Below are 16417 nucleotides of genomic sequence, written 5' to 3'. Positions count from 1 at the left end.
TCTATTGTCTAACCTCTTCGACTATAATATCTGCGGCCGCCACGGCTTGTTCCCTAGAAACATCAAGATGAGTTACAAGACGTATACGCCGCTCTCCCATTGCCGTAAAAAATACGCCTCTCTTTGAGCAACGATCTATCAACATATCTGCGGTAAGATCACCTTCAGGTAAAGAGAAGAAGATCATGTTTGTCCGCTTACCATTATTCTCTACAGCTATGCCTGCTGCTTCAAGTATCTGAGCAACAAGACTGGCATTATCATGGTCTTCTTTCAAATGTTCAATATTATGTTCTAAAGCGTAGAGGCCAGCTGCTGCAATAACTCCAGCCTGCCGCATTCCTCCACCTACACGTTTCCTCCAATGGCGCGCTCTTTCTATAAAATTGCGAGAGCCGCAAATAATACTCCCAACAGGAGCCCCAAGCCCCTTTGATAAGCAAAGCTGCACAGAATCAACGAGAGTTGTATAAGCAGAGACATTTGTTTCCCACGCTGTAGCAGCATTGAAAAGCCGTGCGCCATCTAAATGAATGGATAGCCCGAGTTCTCGAGCCTTGCAAGCTGTTTGGGCAAAGACGTCAGGAGAAAGAGCTATTCCACCACATTTATTGTGAGTGTTTTCAAGACAAAGAAGCTTGGCAGGAGCAAAATGAACGTTGGGAGGAAGACATTTCTCTTGAACAGCCTCCGGGCTCGGAATCCCCACAGAGTCATCTACAAGCATAGGAAATAATCCGCCGAGAACGGATAGACCGCCACCTTCGTAATTATTGATATGAGAATAGGTCCCAAGAATGACACCATCTCCTCGATTGCCGTGAGTCAGAAGAGAAACAAGGTTCCCCATAGTTCCAGAGACTGCAAATAAAGCCGCCTCTTTTCCTGTTAGTTGGGCAGCCTTTTCTTCTAGTTTTATGACTGTGGGATCTTCTCCATAGACGTCATCTCCTACTTCAGATTCATACATTGCTCGACGCATGGCTTCACTAGGTTTTGTCACTGTGTCACTTTTTAGATCGATGGGAAAGTGCATCTCTATTCTCCTCCTTACATCATTTAGACTCTTTCGTTAACCTTATCACGTTATACTACCATTTATCTACAGGGATATACCTAAACGCGCCCAAGGTAAGAAATCAGTCTTTACACGAATCCCCATTGACACACTGGGTCTATTCGTTCCGTGAAAATCTGAACCTGCCGTAGTAAAGAGATCCATCTCTTTTGCAATACGAAGATACTGAAATATTTGTTGTGAAGAATGGCTGGGGGAAAGACACTCTATTCCCCATAAACCTAAAGATTTTAATTGTTTCAAAATATCGACAAGAACACCATAATCATCTGTCGTTTGGGCAGGATGAGCTAAAACAGCCACTCCATCCGCTTTTTGTATAACATCAATACAAACTTCAGGGGAAAGACGATAGCGAGGAACGTATGCAGAAGCATCGTGGCCAAGATATCTGTCAAAGGCCTGCCACATATTCTGAACATATCCTTTTTTAATGAGGACTCTTGCAACATGCGGACGCGCTACTACATCTCCGTTGGCTTCTGCTCTTACTTCTTCGATAGAAACAGACATCCCCAGTTTCTGAAGCTTTTCACATATTTTTATGTTTCTTTCGTCTCGTCCTTCTCGCAAATCTTTCATATGTTTTTGGAAGAGAGGAGATTCAACGTTAATCCTATATCCAAGAATATGCATAACGCCATTAAACTCTGCTGAAAGCTCTACTCCCGAAACTCCACGCACTCCCAATTTATTGCAAGCTGTTAAAAATTCATTTACACCTTCCGTGGTGTCATGATCTGTTAAACTCATGACAGACAATCCTCGCCTTTTTCCTCTGACCACAAGATCCCGAGGAGCAAGAGTTCCATCGGAACTGGTACTATGAAGATGTAAATCAATGAAAATCATCTTGCTAGCCTGCGATTTCCGAGTCTAGTTCATCAGCAAGAATAACATCAAGATCAAAAAGCGTAACGAGATCAAGAAGCACGACAAGCCGTCCGCCTTCTTGTTTTATAACTCCCAAAAGATATTTCTTTTCCATAGAGGTATCCAGTTGAATATTCTGTTCTATCTGAGAGTCAAAGACAGTACATACTTCGCGAACTGAATCGACTAAAATACCAAATTGAATATCATTCCATGAAACTACAACGATTCGAGAATCTTCAGTCAAAGCTTTTTCTTCCATCCCCAACTTCAATTCCATATCAAATACTGGGACGATCGTGCCACGAAGATTTATTACTCCACGAATGTAATCTGGAGCGTTAGGAACGCGTGTAATTACTGGCGGGACTCGAACAATTTCCTTCACTTCATTTACGTTCAGAGCAAATTCTTCCTTGCCAAGAGAAAAGACAAGAATGATTTGCTCTTCTCCTCTATCTTCCTGAGCTACATTTTCAATATTCTGCGTCTGAGATACATCCATTTTAGGTACTCCTCCTTGTGGAATCCTTATCTACCACTGTTCATGATGCAAAAGAACGCCATCTAACGTAATGATCCGTATATCATGCTCTTCGATTAGAGCTATGCTTGCCGGATCTCGCCCGCGGGGTAAAGAAGCCCCTCCCGGATTTAAAAACCACGTTTTCCCTTCTCTGACAAGTGAACCTACATGAGTATGACCAGATATGACAAGATCTGCTTTTGCATTTAATGCTAAATGTCGTAGTTGAGAGAAATGAGAGCCGTGGTTTAAGAGTATAAGTTTGCCGGCCCACCATATTGTCACGTAAGGAGAAAGTATAGGCCACTTCAGCCACTCCTGATCCCGAGAAAAATCACCGTTGCCTTTTGCAATAAGAACGGGAACAGAAGAAGCATTCATCATATCGGCTAGTCCAGTATCAACTCCACTTTTTAAAACATCTCCTGCGTGAAGAATGGCCTCCACATCACCCCATATATTCAAAGCCTTCTCCCATGCATCTGCGTGACCATGTGTATCGGCAATAACACCAAGACGACGAGACATCCTTTCTCTCACCTCCTCATAGAATCGACAATGGAAAGAACGTCACGTAAAAGGGCAAAAGCTGCTGATCGACGGCCAGCACCAGCACCTTCTATACATATCTCCCCCATTGTATCAGTCGAGATAACTGCACCATTTGTTACGCCATAAAGAGTAACGAGAGGATGATTGGCCGGTAAGGCCGCTGGGGCTACTTCTATGTAAACGTTCTGGCCTTTCCTTTCTATTCTTGAAAGGAGACGCACCACTCCACCTTTAGTTCTTGTCCTGTTAAGCATTTCAGGAGTAACTTCACGAATTCCTTTTACATGTATTTTATCTTTTGTAAGCATGGGAGAGCCCATAAGTGCTTGAGCTACAATCATTGCCTTATAAGCAGAGTCCCAACCATCAATATCTATACTGGGATCAGCTTCTGCATATCCTCGCCTTTGCGCATCAAGCAGTGCATCATCAAGAGTGCTTCCCTGACGCATTTGCTCAAGAATATAATTACATGTTCCATTCAAAACTCCTTCAAAAGACAGAACTTGAGTTGCAGGCAATCCATGTCGGACTAAAGAAAAGAGAGGGGTTCCACACATAACAGTTCCCTCAAAAAGGAAATGAGCTTTATTAACCTGAGCCAGTTTTGATAAAGGGTGATACCAAAGAGCTACTGGAGATTTGTTACATGTAACAACTGATTTTCCTCGCAAGAAGGCTCTCTCGATAAAAGAACGAGCCGGCTCTCCTGTTTCCAAACTTGAAGATGTTGTATCTATGAGAACATCATATTCTCCGTTACAAAGTAACTCTTCAAGAGAAACAGAATCACGATTTTCCTTAGCGTACAGTATCTTACCATCGATACGCCCTGTCTCTTCTTCTGCCTTAAAAACCTCATTAATATCAAGTCCTCGCGGGGAATATATATTTCCTCTTCTTCGCGTAGCTATTCCGTTAATTTGCACTGAACTTTTAAATTGAGAAAAAATTTCTTCTTTTTTTCGTATCAGTAGAGAACAAAACTCACGCCCAACGTTGCCAAAACCAAGAAGAAGAATAGATAAATTCATACAAACTCCTCCAACGCATAATCATTACAGTGCTTCAGCTTGGATAATGTTTTATTTTATCACTTTAGGTAGTGCTTCGTCTTATGTCTATTCATGTTGTATTATTTCTAAATAGAAAATAGAATAGTTCTATATCATACGGAGGGAGTTCTTATCTATGAGCGAACACATTTCTCAGGAATCCGTTTTAAAGGAACTTAAAAATCTCGTGGAGTCTTCTTCTCTTGTAACAGCCAGATTAATAGAAGCAGTCTCACTTAACTCCCAGCTTGCATCCTCTTCCACCCCCGAAATGCAGGATCTCTTTCATCAGTGGATCAACTATATTGCTGGAGAAATTCTAAACATCGCCAATAAAAATGAAACTGTCAACGTAAAAGAAGTGGCAGAGAGTATTGGCGTGTGCGAAACGACAATTCTTTCTCTGCTTCTCTACCTTGAAAGAAATGGATCAATAATTGTTGAAAACGTCACAGTAAAAAAAGGAAAGGGTGAAAATCAGGAATTGTGCCACTGCCTCCGTTCATAAAAAATAATGAGGTGATAGTATGGCAACAGATTTACAACTCTTGTCAAAAAAGGCTCGCAGAAGAGCGGCTCTCGCTGAGGCAGGGTTAGAAAAATCAGCCTCTTTTGATGTCTTATATAGTAATATGAGTTATATTTTTTCTGACATTCTCAATGAACAACAACTTTCAGAAACTTGCGATACATGCATCCAATATGAGATAAATACTCTTTTTGTTCCACTTCTTGCTGTTCCTTATGTGTCCAAGCGTTTTTCAAAAGAAAAAATAAAGGTGGGAGCTATTATAGACTACCCCTTAGCAGGGCTCCCTCCATCGTTAAAACAAGACGCCATACTTTGGGCGGCAAAAAATGGGGCAGATGTAATTGTTGTCCTCATAAGATCTGACGTCATGCATCAGAACAGTGATCATAACGAACTACGTCAAGCGCTTATCTCATACAGAAACGTTTTACCTTTTGATTTCCCCCTCTATTTTGCTTTTAATTCGTATATTTTATCTGAGGAGGAAATCATCACTTTTGCCAGATATTCAGAAATCGCTCGCGCCTCTGGCATCATTTGTATCAAGTACACGAGACAACAACATATTTTACAGAATATAGCTCTTTTACGCTCTGCTTCTCCCGACACAATGAGTGTGGGTTTTTTAGGAAATAGCAAATCCTGGCAAGAGATAGAAACATTAAATGCTGCCGGAGCTGATATGGTCATTACATGTTGTCAACCTGATCTTTTTCGATATCCTTCTCATTTTAAATTTTAAAATTTAAATAATGGGGGCATGGTAATGAATAGCAATTCATCAAGCTATATAAAGCGACTTTCTATTCCACCAATTATTTCTATACTAATTATCCTCATTTTCATTACAACTCGAAATTCCTCTTCGAAAATACAACTCACTCCCTTATTTTCTATTCTCTTACTTTGTTATATTGCCAGCTGTATTTACTATTTTTTTTCGAGTAAGTGGGGACAAAATCACGAAGTTTGGGGGTATCAATTTTTTTCGCAAGGGCTCATCATTGCGGTATTCGGATCTATACTTGGTCAGCATTTCCTAGTTTCATGGCTAGGTGTAACTTTAACCATGGTAGGTCTTATCCTTATGGGAAATAGCTTTTATTCCCATATTTCTTTCCACTTTCAGTGTAAAAACGCTACTGAAAGCATAGAAAATAGTGCCTATCAACCTATAGATATACTCTCTTGCAAGCATTCTCTCGAAATTTTTCCCTTTCCAGCTCTTATTGAAAAAGATGAGGAGAGTTTTCCCAATGGGAAAATGGAAGAACTAATTTCCCTTGATTCAATAGAATCCCCTTTCTCCGCCTTTATAAAAAAACAAAAAAATTCAGATGGTGTTATAACGCTGCCTTCTGGAGAATGGAAGGTTATTGAACATTCAAAAGAAGATATGAAAGCCCTTTTTTTAATACCACATATGAGTAACGAAAAAGAAAATGCAACAAAAACTCTGGGAATATACGATGAGACGGGGCTTTACACAAAGGAATATGCTGTAATTCGAGGGACACAAGAATTAGAAAGATCGTATAGATATCGCCGCTGGCTTTCAGGGCTTCTTATAAATTACTCCATCTCTGACTCTAATAACCTCATAGACGAAAACAAGCATACTCAACTTTTTGAAAAATTTAGTTCCCATCTTATTAAGAATCTACGACATACGGATCTCATATTCCTAATCGAAAATAATGAAATACTTGTTATGCTACCAGAAACGCCGCGTGACGGATTAAAAACCATAAGCAGCCGTATAGAAGATATGGCTTCAATACTTATAGAAAATGATAACAGTATCAGTCACTTATCAACTTGTTGCAAAATCAATTTACGAATAGGAAGTGTTTTTGTAAGTGGGAATGAAAAGATAACATATAAAGATTTTATAGCTGCACTGAAAAGATCAATTAAAAAACAAAACGAAGAAAGCATTTAACTCAAATTGTTTCATGCCAGAGAAACCAAAGGAATTATCATAGGAAATTATAGTAAGGAAGGATGAGGGTATAAAAAAAGATCTCTGGCGGCGACCTACTCTCCCACAGATAGCCTCTGCAGTACCATCGGCGCTGGAGGGCTTAACTTCCGGGTTCGGCATGGAACCGGGTGTGACCCCTCCGCTATTACCACCAGAGATCTCAAACTTTTATTCTTTCGTACTCTAAACACAGAAATCGAGGAAAGAAAACCAAGAGAAAGTGAGAATAAGGCCTCGATGTATTAGTACCGGTCAGCTAAGAGCCTCACAACTCGTACACTCCCGGCCTATCTATCCTGTCGTCTTCAGGACACCTTACTTCCCTATCGGAATGGGGTATCTCATCTTGGAGGCGGCTTCCCGCTTAGATGCCTTCAGCGGTTATCCGACCCGAACATAGCTACCCGGCTTATGCAGCTGGCGCTACAACCGGTACACCAGAGGTTCGTCCACTTCGGTCCTCTCGTACTAGAAGCAGATCTCCTCAAATACCCTACGCCTATGGTGGATAGGGACCGAACTGTCTCACGACGTTCTAAACCCAGCTCACGTACCGCTTTAATGGGCGAACAGACCAACCCTTGGGACCTGCTTCAGCCCCAGGATGCGACGAGCCGACATCGAGGTGCCAAACCCTGCCGTCGATAGGAACTCTCGGGCAGGATCAGCCTGTTATCCCCGGGGTAGCTTTTATCCGTTGAGCGACGGCCCTTCCACTCGGAACCGCCGGATCACTAAGACCAACTTTCGTTCCTGCTCGAAACGTCTCTCTCACAGTCAAGCCACCTTATACCTTTGCGCTCTCTATGGGCGATTTCCATGCGCCCTGAGGTGACCATTGCGCGCCTCCGTTACTCTTTAGGAGGCGACCGCCCCAGTCAAACTGCCCACCTGACACTGTCCTCTGTGTCGTTTCAGACCTCAAAGTTAGAACTTCGGCATGTCAAGGGTGGTATCCCAACAACGGCTCCTGCAAAACTGACGTCCTGCATTCTCAGCCTCCCACCTATCCTGTACATAACAGACCAAAATCCAATATCAGGCTACAGTAAAGCTCCACGGGGTCTTTCCGTCCCACCACAGGTAACTGGCGTCTTTACCAGTACCACAATTTCACCGGGTCCCTCGTTGAGACAGTGCTCAGATCGTTACACCATTCGTGCAGGTCGGAACTTACCCGACAAGGAATTTCGCTACCTTAGGACCGTTATAGTTACGGCCGCCGTTTACTGGGGCTTCATATCAAAGCTTCGCTTACGCTAACCTCTCCATTTAACCTTCCAGCACCGGGCAGGTGTCAGTCCCTATACTTCGGCTTGCGCCTTATGCAGAGACCTATGTTTTTAGTAAACAGTCGCCTGAGCCTGGTTTCTGCGACCACCCTTAGCTCTGTATCGTATATACACATCACCAGAGTGGCACCCCTTCTCCCTAGGTTACGGGGTCAACTTGCAGAGTTCCTTAACGAGGGTTTTCCCGCTCACCTTAGCCTTCTCAGCTAGCCCACCTGCGTCGGTTTCGGGTACGAGCAGCTTAAGACCTCCCTAGAGGCTTTTCTCGACAGCCGAGCTTCAATGACTTCGGTTCCGTAGAACCTCCCCTTCAGGTCTCAGAACTAACATCGCGGATTTGCCTGCAATGCCTTCCTACTCCCTTGGACCGGGTATTCCATCACCCGGATCACCTAGCTTTCTGTGTCACCCCTTCAGTAATAACGGTCTCAGGCTGGGGCAGGAATGTCTACCTGCTATCCATCGACTACGCTCTTCAGCCTCGCCTTAGGTCCCGCCTAACCCTGGGTGGATGAACCTTCCCCAGGAACCCTTGGGCTTCCGGTGAGTACGTTTCTCACGCACTTCTCGTTACTTATGCCGACATTCTCACTTCCATACAGTCCACACGACCTCTCGGTTCGGCTTCACCCCGTACAGAACGCTCCCCTACCGATAGTTGATACTCATCAATTATCCCGCAGCTTCGGCAGTATGCTTAGCCCCCTACATTTTCGGCGCAAAAGTCCTCGACCAGTGAGCTGTTACGCACTCTTTAAAGGGTGGCTGCTTCTAAGCCAACCTCCTGGCTGTCCAGGCACTCTCACATCCTTGCCACACTTAGCATACACTTTGGGACCTTAGCTGACGGTCTGGGCTGTTTCCCTCACGACCACGGACCTTCTCACCCGTAGTCTCACTCCCGCAATACAGTTATGGTATTCGAAGTTTGGTTGAATTTGGTAGGACCCCAGTCCCCCGCATCCATCCAGTGCTCTACCCCCATAACTGAACTCGCAAGGCTGCACCTCAATGCATATCGGGGAGAACCAGCTATCACCGCACTCGATTAGCTTTTCACTCCTATCCACAGCTCATCCAAGTCTTTTTCAACAGACAATGGTTCGGTCCTCCATCCGGCTTCACCCGGACTTCAACCTGGCCATGGATAGATCGTACGGCTTCGGGTCTATTAAACGAAACTCGCGCCCTATTCAGACTCGGTTTCCCTACGGCTCCAGTGCTAACGCACCTTAACCTCGCTACGTCTAATAACTCGTCGGCTCATTTTACAAAAGGCACACCGTCACGCGCCATACATCGCTGTATGGTTGCGCTCCGATTGCTTGTAGGCACACGGGTTCAGGTCTATTTCACTCCCCGCCAGGGGTGCTTTTCACCTTTCCCTCTCGGTACTGATTCACTATCGGTCACCAGTAGTATTTAGCCTTGGATGATGGTCCACCCTGATTCAACCGGAATTCCACGTGCTCCGGCCTACTCGGGAGATGTCTACAGAGTACATTTCCTGTCACCTACAGGGCTGTCACCTTCTATGGCGTGCTTTCCCAACACACTTCAACTAGAAAATGTATTGATAACTCTGTCGTGAGCCTGCGGACTCACTTTGACATTCCCTCGACCCCAAATACACAACGACCGCAGTCTTGACATGTATTCGGTTTAGGCTCTTCCCCTTTCGCTCACCACTACTCAGGGAATCTCTTCGATTTCTCTTCCTCCGGCTACTGAGATGTTTCACTTCGCCGGGTTCCTTCCCTTACGGGATGCCTGTACTCCTACAGGCGGGTTGCCCCATTCGGATATCTGCGGATCAATGGTCGCTTGCACCTCCCCACAGCTTTTCGCAGCTTGCCACGTCCTTCATCGGCTACTGGTGCCAAGGCATCCACCGTATGCCCTTTATACCTTATTCTCTTACTTTCCCTCGATTACTTTCCTCTATTCCTATGTCAAGGTACAAAAGCGAAACAGGTAAGACGAAAATTCTTCACAGTCATTATCTACAAGAGAATATACATCCCCTTGTCATTTCTCCTTAGAAAGGAGGTGATCCAGCCGCACCTTCCGGTACGGCTACCTTGTTACGACTTCACCCCCCTCACCAGACACACCTTCGACGGATCCTTCCATTGCTGGTTAAGCCTCCGGCTTCGGGTGCACCCAACTCGGGTGGTGTGACGGGCGGTGTGTACAAGGCCCGGGAACGGATTCACCGCGGCTTGGCTGATCCGCGATTACTAGCGATTCCTCCTTCATGTAGTCGAGTTGCAGACTACAATCCGAACTGAGACCGACTTTGTGGGATCTGCTTGCCTTCGCAGGCTTGCTTCCCGCTGTATCGGCCATTGTAGCACGTGTGTCGCCCTAGGCATAAGGGCCATGATGACTTGACGTCGTCCCCACCTTCCTCCAGCTTGTCGCTGGCAGTCCATCCAGAGTCCCCGACTCTACTCGCTGGTAACTGGATGCAGGGGTTGCGCTCGTTGCGGGACTTAACCCAACATCTCACGACACGAGCTGACGACAGCCATGCAGCACCTGTGTACGCTCTGTACCCGAAGGTACAGTCCTTCACCTTTCAGATCCGTACCACGTACATGTCAAACCTAGGTAAGGTTCTTCGGTTTGCATCGAATTAAACCACGTGCTCCACCGCTTGTGCGGGCCCCCGTCAATTCCTTTGAGTTTCAATCTTGCGATCGTACTCCCCAGGCGGAATGCTTATCGCGTTAACTCCGGCACGGATGCCTCTCGACACCCACACCTAGCATTCATCGTTTACGGCCAGGACTACCGGGGTATCTAATCCCGTTCGCTCCCCTGGCTTTCGCGCCTCAGCGTCAGTTGCTGGCCAGTAAGCCGCCTTCGCCACTGGTGTTCTTCCCGATATCTACGCATTTCACCGCTACACCGGGAATTCCGCCTACCTCTCCAGCACTCTAGATACCCAGTTTCAACCGCATACATGAGTTGAGCTCATGCCTTTTACAGCTGACTTAAATATCCGCCTGCGCGCCCTTTACGCCCAGTAATTCCGGACAACGCTCGTCCCCTACGTATTACCGCGGCTGCTGGCACGTAGTTAGCCGGGACTTCCTCGTATGGTACCGTCACTTCCTTCTTCCCATACAACAGAGGTTTACGACCCAAAAGCCTTCTTCCCTCACGCGGCGTCGCTGGGTCAGGCTTGCGCCCATTGCCCAATATTCCCCACTGCTGCCTCCCGTAGGAGTCTGGACCGTATCTCAGTTCCAATGTGGCCGGTCACCCTCTCAGGCCGGCTACCCGTCATCGCCTTGGTAAGCCCTTACCTCACCAACTAACTGATAGGACATGAGCCCCTCCTTCAGCGGATTACTCCTTTCACCTCTCGGCATATGGGGTATTAGCAGCCGTTTCCAACTGTTGTCCCCCTCTGAAGGACAGGTTCTCATGCATTACTCACCCGTCCGCTACTAAGAACACATCATCTCTCCTCCGAAAAGTCGTGATGATATGCCTCCGTTCAACTTGCATGTGTTAAGCACGCCGCCAGCGTTCGTCCTGAGCCAGGATCAAACTCTCCATGAATTTCTTTTAAATTGACTGGCTTCCTCTTCGTCTCACCTATTCACTTTACAAGGTCCTGCGCTGCCTTTCGAGCGGCGCGAAGGGTATGATATCATTTTTCCAGAAGAAGTCAACACTAAAAAAGCAAAATCTCTAAAACCACAAAAAATGTACTATCCCTTGCTACCACTGATTTTTTACCATAAAACCATATTTTTTCTTATTTTAAACAACTATTGTCTAAATATTGAATACCTTCGACATCTCAAAAAACACGCTGTTTCCCTGGCTACTATCCATAAAGCAGACTGCTTCTGCATGCTAATATATAATATTAAAATGAATAGATATTGTACTTTGGGAGGGAATGTCTTGGATTTTACAGATCTTGTAAAGAAAAGATATAGTGTAAGAAAATATGATTCTCGTCCTGTCCCCATATCTCTCATCGAAAACTGCATGGAAGCTGCAAGGTTAGCTCCTTCTGCCTGCAACTCCCAGCCATGGTCTTTTATTATCGCTAATACCCCTGAAAAAGTAAGCGCTTTGGCAAAAGCAGCCTTCAGCGGCATATATTCAATGAACTCTTTCGCTGCAAAAGCCCCCGTCCTTATAGTGGTCGTTGCTCAACATTCTCGATACAGTGCAGCTTTAGGCGGCTTTTTCCGTGGGGTACAATTCAGTCTCATGGATGTAGCTATTGCCTGCGAACATATTTGCTTGCAGGCGACAGAACTAGGATTGGGGACATGCATGCTGGGATGGCTTGATGAGAAAAATTTAAAAAAAGAATTGCTTCTTCCCTCATCTGCAAAAATAGATATTGTAATAAGTATGGGCTATCCTGAAAATAATGATGTCGTTCGATCTAAAACAAGAAAAACATTAGATGATATAAGACGATTTCTTTAGTTTATAAAAAAAGATGGATAGGGCTCATAAAGAGCTCCGTCCATCTTTTTTCTACGCCTACAATCTCACACGGAGAATTTATTTTTAAATTCCTCAGGCTTCGCAACTTTCTGTTTTTATATCACAACAACGAGCTTCTAAAGGCAAATATGTAAGATCACATTTCATTCCACCCTTAAGGGAACATGCATTATATCCTAACAATCTCATTAGAGAAACAACTTGCCCAGCAGACTGCCCCGAATAACAACAGACAATTACTTTCTTATCTTTAGGAATCTCATTTAAATGATCTCCCACTTCGCTCCAAAAAATATTAACAGCACCTTCGAGATGTTCTTCTTCATAGTCTTCAGGTTTTCTAATGTCGAGAATGTACACTTCTTCTTTTTTCATTACTTCTTTCAATTGCTCACAACTAATGAGATTGTTACACCCTTTTTTGAGATCCTGGAAATAATCTGCGACCGCTTCTACGATTGTTTTCAAGACAAAACCTCCCTTTAGAGATCGTTGTAAGTAATGATAATCAATATCAATATTGCATGAGGAGAGAGAAATTGTCAATAAGAAACAGAAAATTTATAACTATTATAAACGTTATTTATAAAAACGTTTTTGCATTATTTTTTAAACTGTATTTAAAAGAATTACTTACATTTCTTGCTGTTTTTCTTCCATGATCTGTTTTAAGCGTTTTCCAGTAATAATAAAGTATGATTTCTCCGCAACATTGGATGCATGGTCTCCCACTCGTTCAAGATGACGGCCTATCCACATCAAAGCAGCTGCACATTGGGCAGTAACTTTATCCCCTTTCGGTTTAAGGGCTATGATTTGAATAAGTTCTTCAAAAATATTGAAATAGAGAATATCAAGTTCCTGATCTTTTAAGTAAACTTCCTCGGCTAATGCAGGATTATTAGTCTCAAAAGCATTTAGTGCATTTCGAAGCATCTCTGTCGAAATATTCTTCATTTTAGGAATATCTATCAACGGCTTTAAAAGAGGATATTTGTTAAGAAAAAGTACTCGTTCAGCTATGTTAACGGCTTCATCGCCTATTCTTTCAAGATCTGTAACTATTTTTGCTACAGCAAAAACAAATCGGAGATTTTCTCGAACTGGCTGTCTCATCGCTATAGACCCTAAGCACTCTTGATCTATTTCCACTTCCAATTTATCTATAACATCATCATTGTCTATTACCTTTTGCGCAAGGTCATTGTTTCTTTCAACTAAAGCCTCTACGGCAGAGGCAACGGCTTTTATACATTCCTCTCCCATTTTATGAACCATAGAAAGAATTCTTTTTTTATCACTTGAGTAGAGAATCATTTCCGATGTCAGTTCCTGCTCTGGCTCTTTCTTCTTCCCAAAAAGCATCACCGTCCTCACCTCTTTCTCTGATTTTTCCTCCTTTGGCAACTTCTAACGAAGCAGCAACTATTACTCGTAAGGTCGCTAAGAGACTCCAAAGGGCGGCATCTTGGCGACAATTAAAAAGATGTCCGCGAAAAACCATAATCTGTCTTAACAATTCATCACGAGATCGAAATTCTTTCGCAAGTTCCAACGCCTTCTGAATACTTACAGCGTCATCAAGCGCAAAAGCGCGAAGACTATAACGTACAACATCAACTGAGAGAGAAAGATACTTTTGCCACTCCTCTCGTTGCAATTCACTGGAGAGACGATCTTCTATTCCTTCTTGCCATAAGGTGTAAAGTTTGCCTGTCGCAGTTTCAACAAGCTCTGCCATAGATATAAGCGAATACGAAATTGTTGCATATGACTCCATTTGAGAAGTATTATCGACTGGTGCCGGTATAGCAAACATATAGTCGGAACACTGCTCTAAAAGAGACGGGATCCCTCGCTGTAATTGATAAATCTGCCTTTTATAATCAGGGGCAAAAAAAAGCATATAGATAAAAGTTTCAATGTAATTTGCCAACCGTGTAATTTCTTTTTCCAAAAGAGGAACGGCAAGAGGCGGAAAATCGGTAAGACTTTCATCAAGATAGATAGCTTCTCCCGGATCTTTCGCAATTTCAGAAGAGAACCACTGCCCACTCATAACAGCAGAGCGACGTACAAAAGGCAAAAAAACAACAACATTGAGGACACTCAACCCTACTTGATAAGCTGCTAAACGCATTTCTGAATCTGCAATAAGCAAAGAAACCGAACGCAGTATAAAGGGCGCAAGAGCTATTCCTGCCACAACTCCTAAACAACGATAGACAAGAGAAAGCCAAGCAAGCCTTCGCGCATTAACACGTGCGCCAAGACTAAAAAAAAGGACGGTAACAGACGTTCCTAATCGAGCACCTAAAACTAAAGGATAGAAAGCTTCAGCTGAAGCAACACCAGAAGAAATCAAGGCTATTCCAATGGCAATAACAGCCGAAGATCCCTGAGTAAAAGATGAAACGATACATGCTACGGTAGCGAGAAGAAGAGGCTTTGTAACAAGTTGTGCGATAAAACCTCCAAATGCAGGGGTTTCAATAAGAGGGGCAAATCCAAGCTTTAAGAAGAACATCCCTGTCAAAATAAAAGCTAACCCCTTTATAATTGCCCCTACTTTCTTAAGCTTCTCAGTTTTCCCGTGAGAGAGAAAAAATCCTAATGCTAAAAAGAAAGGAGCAAGGGCAATAACGTCAAGAGCAAGCAAAGGAGCAACCAAAGTAGATCCAACTCCCGCTCCCATCATGACCAAAATAGATCCCTCATAAGGAAGAGCATGGATGTCAACGAGACCTACCGCAAACGCTGTAGCGGCAGTTCCACTCTGCGCAACGGCGGAAAGCAAAACACCCAAAGTAAAAGCCGACGATTTTTTATGCCCCATGGATGTTAACAGTTCTTTGCCGCGGCTCCCCAGGTTTCTTCTAAATGCTTTGTTGCTTTCTTCAAGACCATATAAAAGGATGGTCATTCCTCCAAGCATTAAGGCATAAGAAGAGAGATCTGAATACATTCATCATCACCCTTTTAAAAAGCTATGGAAGCAAAAGCGGTTCTTCCCCTTCGGAATCTTTCTCAAAATAATGCATCGCAACACCATGGCGTAAACCTCTGTCACTTACTGTAAAAGATTCTTCTCTCGTCATGTCTAAAATTTCTTCGACAATACATGCTCCGGCAAGGATAATATCAGCTCGACCAGGAGATAAACCTGGTATTTGACATCGATCTGCTATTGTTCTAGAAGCATACCTGAGCAATTGATCATGCACATCTTCTCTCGATAAATTAATCCCATGTATTCTACTTGCCTTATATGTTTCAAGTTCAAGCTGAACAGCTGCAAGCGTCGTGATTGTGCCGCCTATACCAATGAGGGGGCCTTGGCGGAAAACATGGTCAAGATGTTCTATCTCTTCTTTTATTGCATAACGGGCTCTCGATAAGAGCTCGTCTGATACTGGAGAGACTTGTAAATATCGTTCCGTTAAAGGAACGGATCCTAAAGAGAGGCTGCATCTATCTACAATAGAGCTTTCCTTACCTCGAACAAACTCTGTACTGCCTCCACCTATATCAAAAAGAGTAACTTCTTCGAACTTCAAAGATTGAGGCAACCCTGATAGAGCTCCGATAAAGGATAATTCGGCTTCTTCATCTCCAGAAAGAACGCGAAGCAGAATTCCTGTTTTTTCTTCAAGGAGAGTACTAAAGTAGTCTGAGTTTTCGGCAACTCGCAAAGCCATGGTTCCTACTATCTCAATTCCATCTACATCCAGCGCTTTTGCCTGGTGAACCATGGAATCAATCACTTCAACATTCCTTACTACCGGTTTATCTAAAAGTATCTTATCTTTAAAAAGGCCTTCGCTCAGGCGAGTAATTTCTGTCCTCTCAAATAATGTAGAAATAACATGATGAATGCGAGAAGCAACAAGAAGCTTTAAGGAATTAGATCCAACATCGATGACTGCTACTCTTCTCTCTCTATCCATAACTCTCCCCCCCATTTTAAGCAAAAAGCGGGCTCCCTACGCAAGGGCCCCCGCTTTTAAGTATATTTCAATCGCTAAAAGATTATCGACAAG

13 protein-coding genes and 3 rRNA genes are annotated in these 16417 nt (G+C 43.8%); 4 read left to right on the top strand and 12 right to left on the bottom strand.

Annotation, left to right across the window (positions count from 1 at the left end; genetic code table 11):
- Window position 1: 1 nt before the first annotated feature.
- The 5 genes from ltaE to ACZ5GY_RS00665 all read right to left on the bottom strand — a co-directional run bounded on the left by ltaE (window position 2) and on the right by ACZ5GY_RS00665 (window position 4063).
- Window positions 2-1036, bottom strand: a complete 1035-nt coding sequence (gene ltaE, locus ACZ5GY_RS00685; RefSeq protein ID WP_213691730.1) for a low-specificity L-threonine aldolase — start codon at window positions 1034-1036, stop codon at window positions 2-4.
- Between the two features lie 66 nt (window positions 1037-1102).
- Complete coding sequence (locus tag ACZ5GY_RS00680) at window positions 1103-1930, bottom strand: PHP domain-containing protein (RefSeq protein ID WP_213691729.1); 828 nt, start codon at window positions 1928-1930, stop codon at window positions 1103-1105.
- Between the two features lie 4 nt (window positions 1931-1934).
- Window positions 1935-2456 (bottom strand): chemotaxis protein CheW, encoded by a 522-nt coding sequence (locus ACZ5GY_RS00675; protein WP_213691728.1) that lies wholly within the window; start codon window positions 2454-2456, stop codon window positions 1935-1937.
- 30 nt (window positions 2457-2486) lie between these two features.
- The gene (locus tag ACZ5GY_RS00670) at window positions 2487-3005 is read right to left on the bottom strand and encodes a YfcE family phosphodiesterase (protein ID WP_213691727.1); all 519 of its coding nucleotides are present in this window, start codon (window positions 3003-3005) and stop codon (window positions 2487-2489) included.
- A gap of 8 nt (window positions 3006-3013) precedes the next feature.
- Complete coding sequence (locus tag ACZ5GY_RS00665) at window positions 3014-4063, bottom strand: homoserine dehydrogenase (RefSeq protein ID WP_213691726.1); 1050 nt, start codon at window positions 4061-4063, stop codon at window positions 3014-3016.
- A gap of 157 nt (window positions 4064-4220) precedes the next feature.
- Here ACZ5GY_RS00665 and ACZ5GY_RS00660 point away from each other — a divergent pair, with 157 nt between their 5' ends.
- The 3 genes from ACZ5GY_RS00660 to ACZ5GY_RS00650 are packed head-to-tail and all read left to right on the top strand — an operon-like array spanning window position 4221 to window position 6558.
- Window positions 4221-4592 (top strand): hypothetical protein, encoded by a 372-nt coding sequence (locus tag ACZ5GY_RS00660; protein WP_213691725.1) that lies wholly within the window; start codon window positions 4221-4223, stop codon window positions 4590-4592.
- Window positions 4593-4611: 19 nt separating this feature from the next.
- Window positions 4612-5358 carry a beta/alpha barrel domain-containing protein gene (locus ACZ5GY_RS00655; RefSeq protein WP_213691724.1) on the top strand — a complete coding sequence of 249 codons (747 nt, stop codon included), beginning with the start codon at window positions 4612-4614 and terminating at the stop codon, window positions 5356-5358.
- 24 nt (window positions 5359-5382) lie between these two features.
- Window positions 5383-6558: a hypothetical protein gene (locus ACZ5GY_RS00650; protein WP_213691723.1), complete on the top strand. Its 1176-nt coding sequence runs from the start codon at window positions 5383-5385 to the stop codon at window positions 6556-6558.
- A gap of 82 nt (window positions 6559-6640) precedes the next feature.
- Here the strand turns inward: ACZ5GY_RS00650 and rrf are convergent.
- From rrf to ACZ5GY_RS00635, 3 genes are all read right to left on the bottom strand, one after another.
- Window positions 6641-6756: ribosomal RNA gene (gene rrf / locus ACZ5GY_RS00645) — 5S ribosomal RNA — on the bottom strand.
- Window positions 6757-6822: 66 nt separating this feature from the next.
- Window positions 6823-9807: ribosomal RNA gene (locus tag ACZ5GY_RS00640) — 23S ribosomal RNA — on the bottom strand.
- A 127-nt stretch (window positions 9808-9934) separates the two neighbouring features.
- Window positions 9935-11465: ribosomal RNA gene (locus ACZ5GY_RS00635) — 16S ribosomal RNA — on the bottom strand.
- Together the 16S, 23S and 5S rRNA genes form the textbook arrangement of a ribosomal RNA operon.
- A gap of 351 nt (window positions 11466-11816) precedes the next feature.
- Between ACZ5GY_RS00635 and ACZ5GY_RS00630 the strand changes: the two genes are divergently transcribed.
- Window positions 11817-12356: a nitroreductase family protein gene (locus tag ACZ5GY_RS00630; RefSeq protein WP_213691970.1), complete on the top strand. Its 540-nt coding sequence runs from the start codon at window positions 11817-11819 to the stop codon at window positions 12354-12356.
- A 93-nt stretch (window positions 12357-12449) separates the two neighbouring features.
- Here ACZ5GY_RS00630 and ACZ5GY_RS00625 read toward each other — a convergent pair whose 3' ends face one another.
- From ACZ5GY_RS00625 to ACZ5GY_RS00610, 4 genes are all read right to left on the bottom strand, one after another.
- The gene (locus ACZ5GY_RS00625; protein ID WP_213695692.1) at window positions 12450-12845 is read right to left on the bottom strand and encodes a rhodanese-like domain-containing protein; all 396 of its coding nucleotides are present in this window, start codon (window positions 12843-12845) and stop codon (window positions 12450-12452) included.
- Window positions 12846-13010: 165 nt separating this feature from the next.
- Window positions 13011-13742 (bottom strand): phosphate signaling complex protein PhoU, encoded by a 732-nt coding sequence (gene phoU, locus ACZ5GY_RS00620; protein WP_307880082.1) that lies wholly within the window; start codon window positions 13740-13742, stop codon window positions 13011-13013.
- A complete protein-coding gene (locus tag ACZ5GY_RS00615; protein WP_213699804.1) occupies window positions 13675-15342 on the bottom strand; it encodes a Na/Pi cotransporter family protein in 1668 nt (555 codons plus the stop codon). The genes phoU and ACZ5GY_RS00615 overlap by 68 nt, the downstream gene beginning before the upstream one ends.
- 22 nt (window positions 15343-15364) lie before the next feature.
- Window positions 15365-16324: a Ppx/GppA phosphatase family protein gene (locus ACZ5GY_RS00610; protein ID WP_213691973.1), complete on the bottom strand. Its 960-nt coding sequence runs from the start codon at window positions 16322-16324 to the stop codon at window positions 15365-15367.
- Between the last annotated feature and the right edge of the window lie 93 nt (window positions 16325-16417).

The sequence above is a fragment of the Aminobacterium thunnarium genome, from assembly GCF_055390565.1.
The sequence above is the reverse complement of the archived record's forward strand: the minus strand, read 5'-3'. Positions and strand labels throughout refer to the sequence as shown.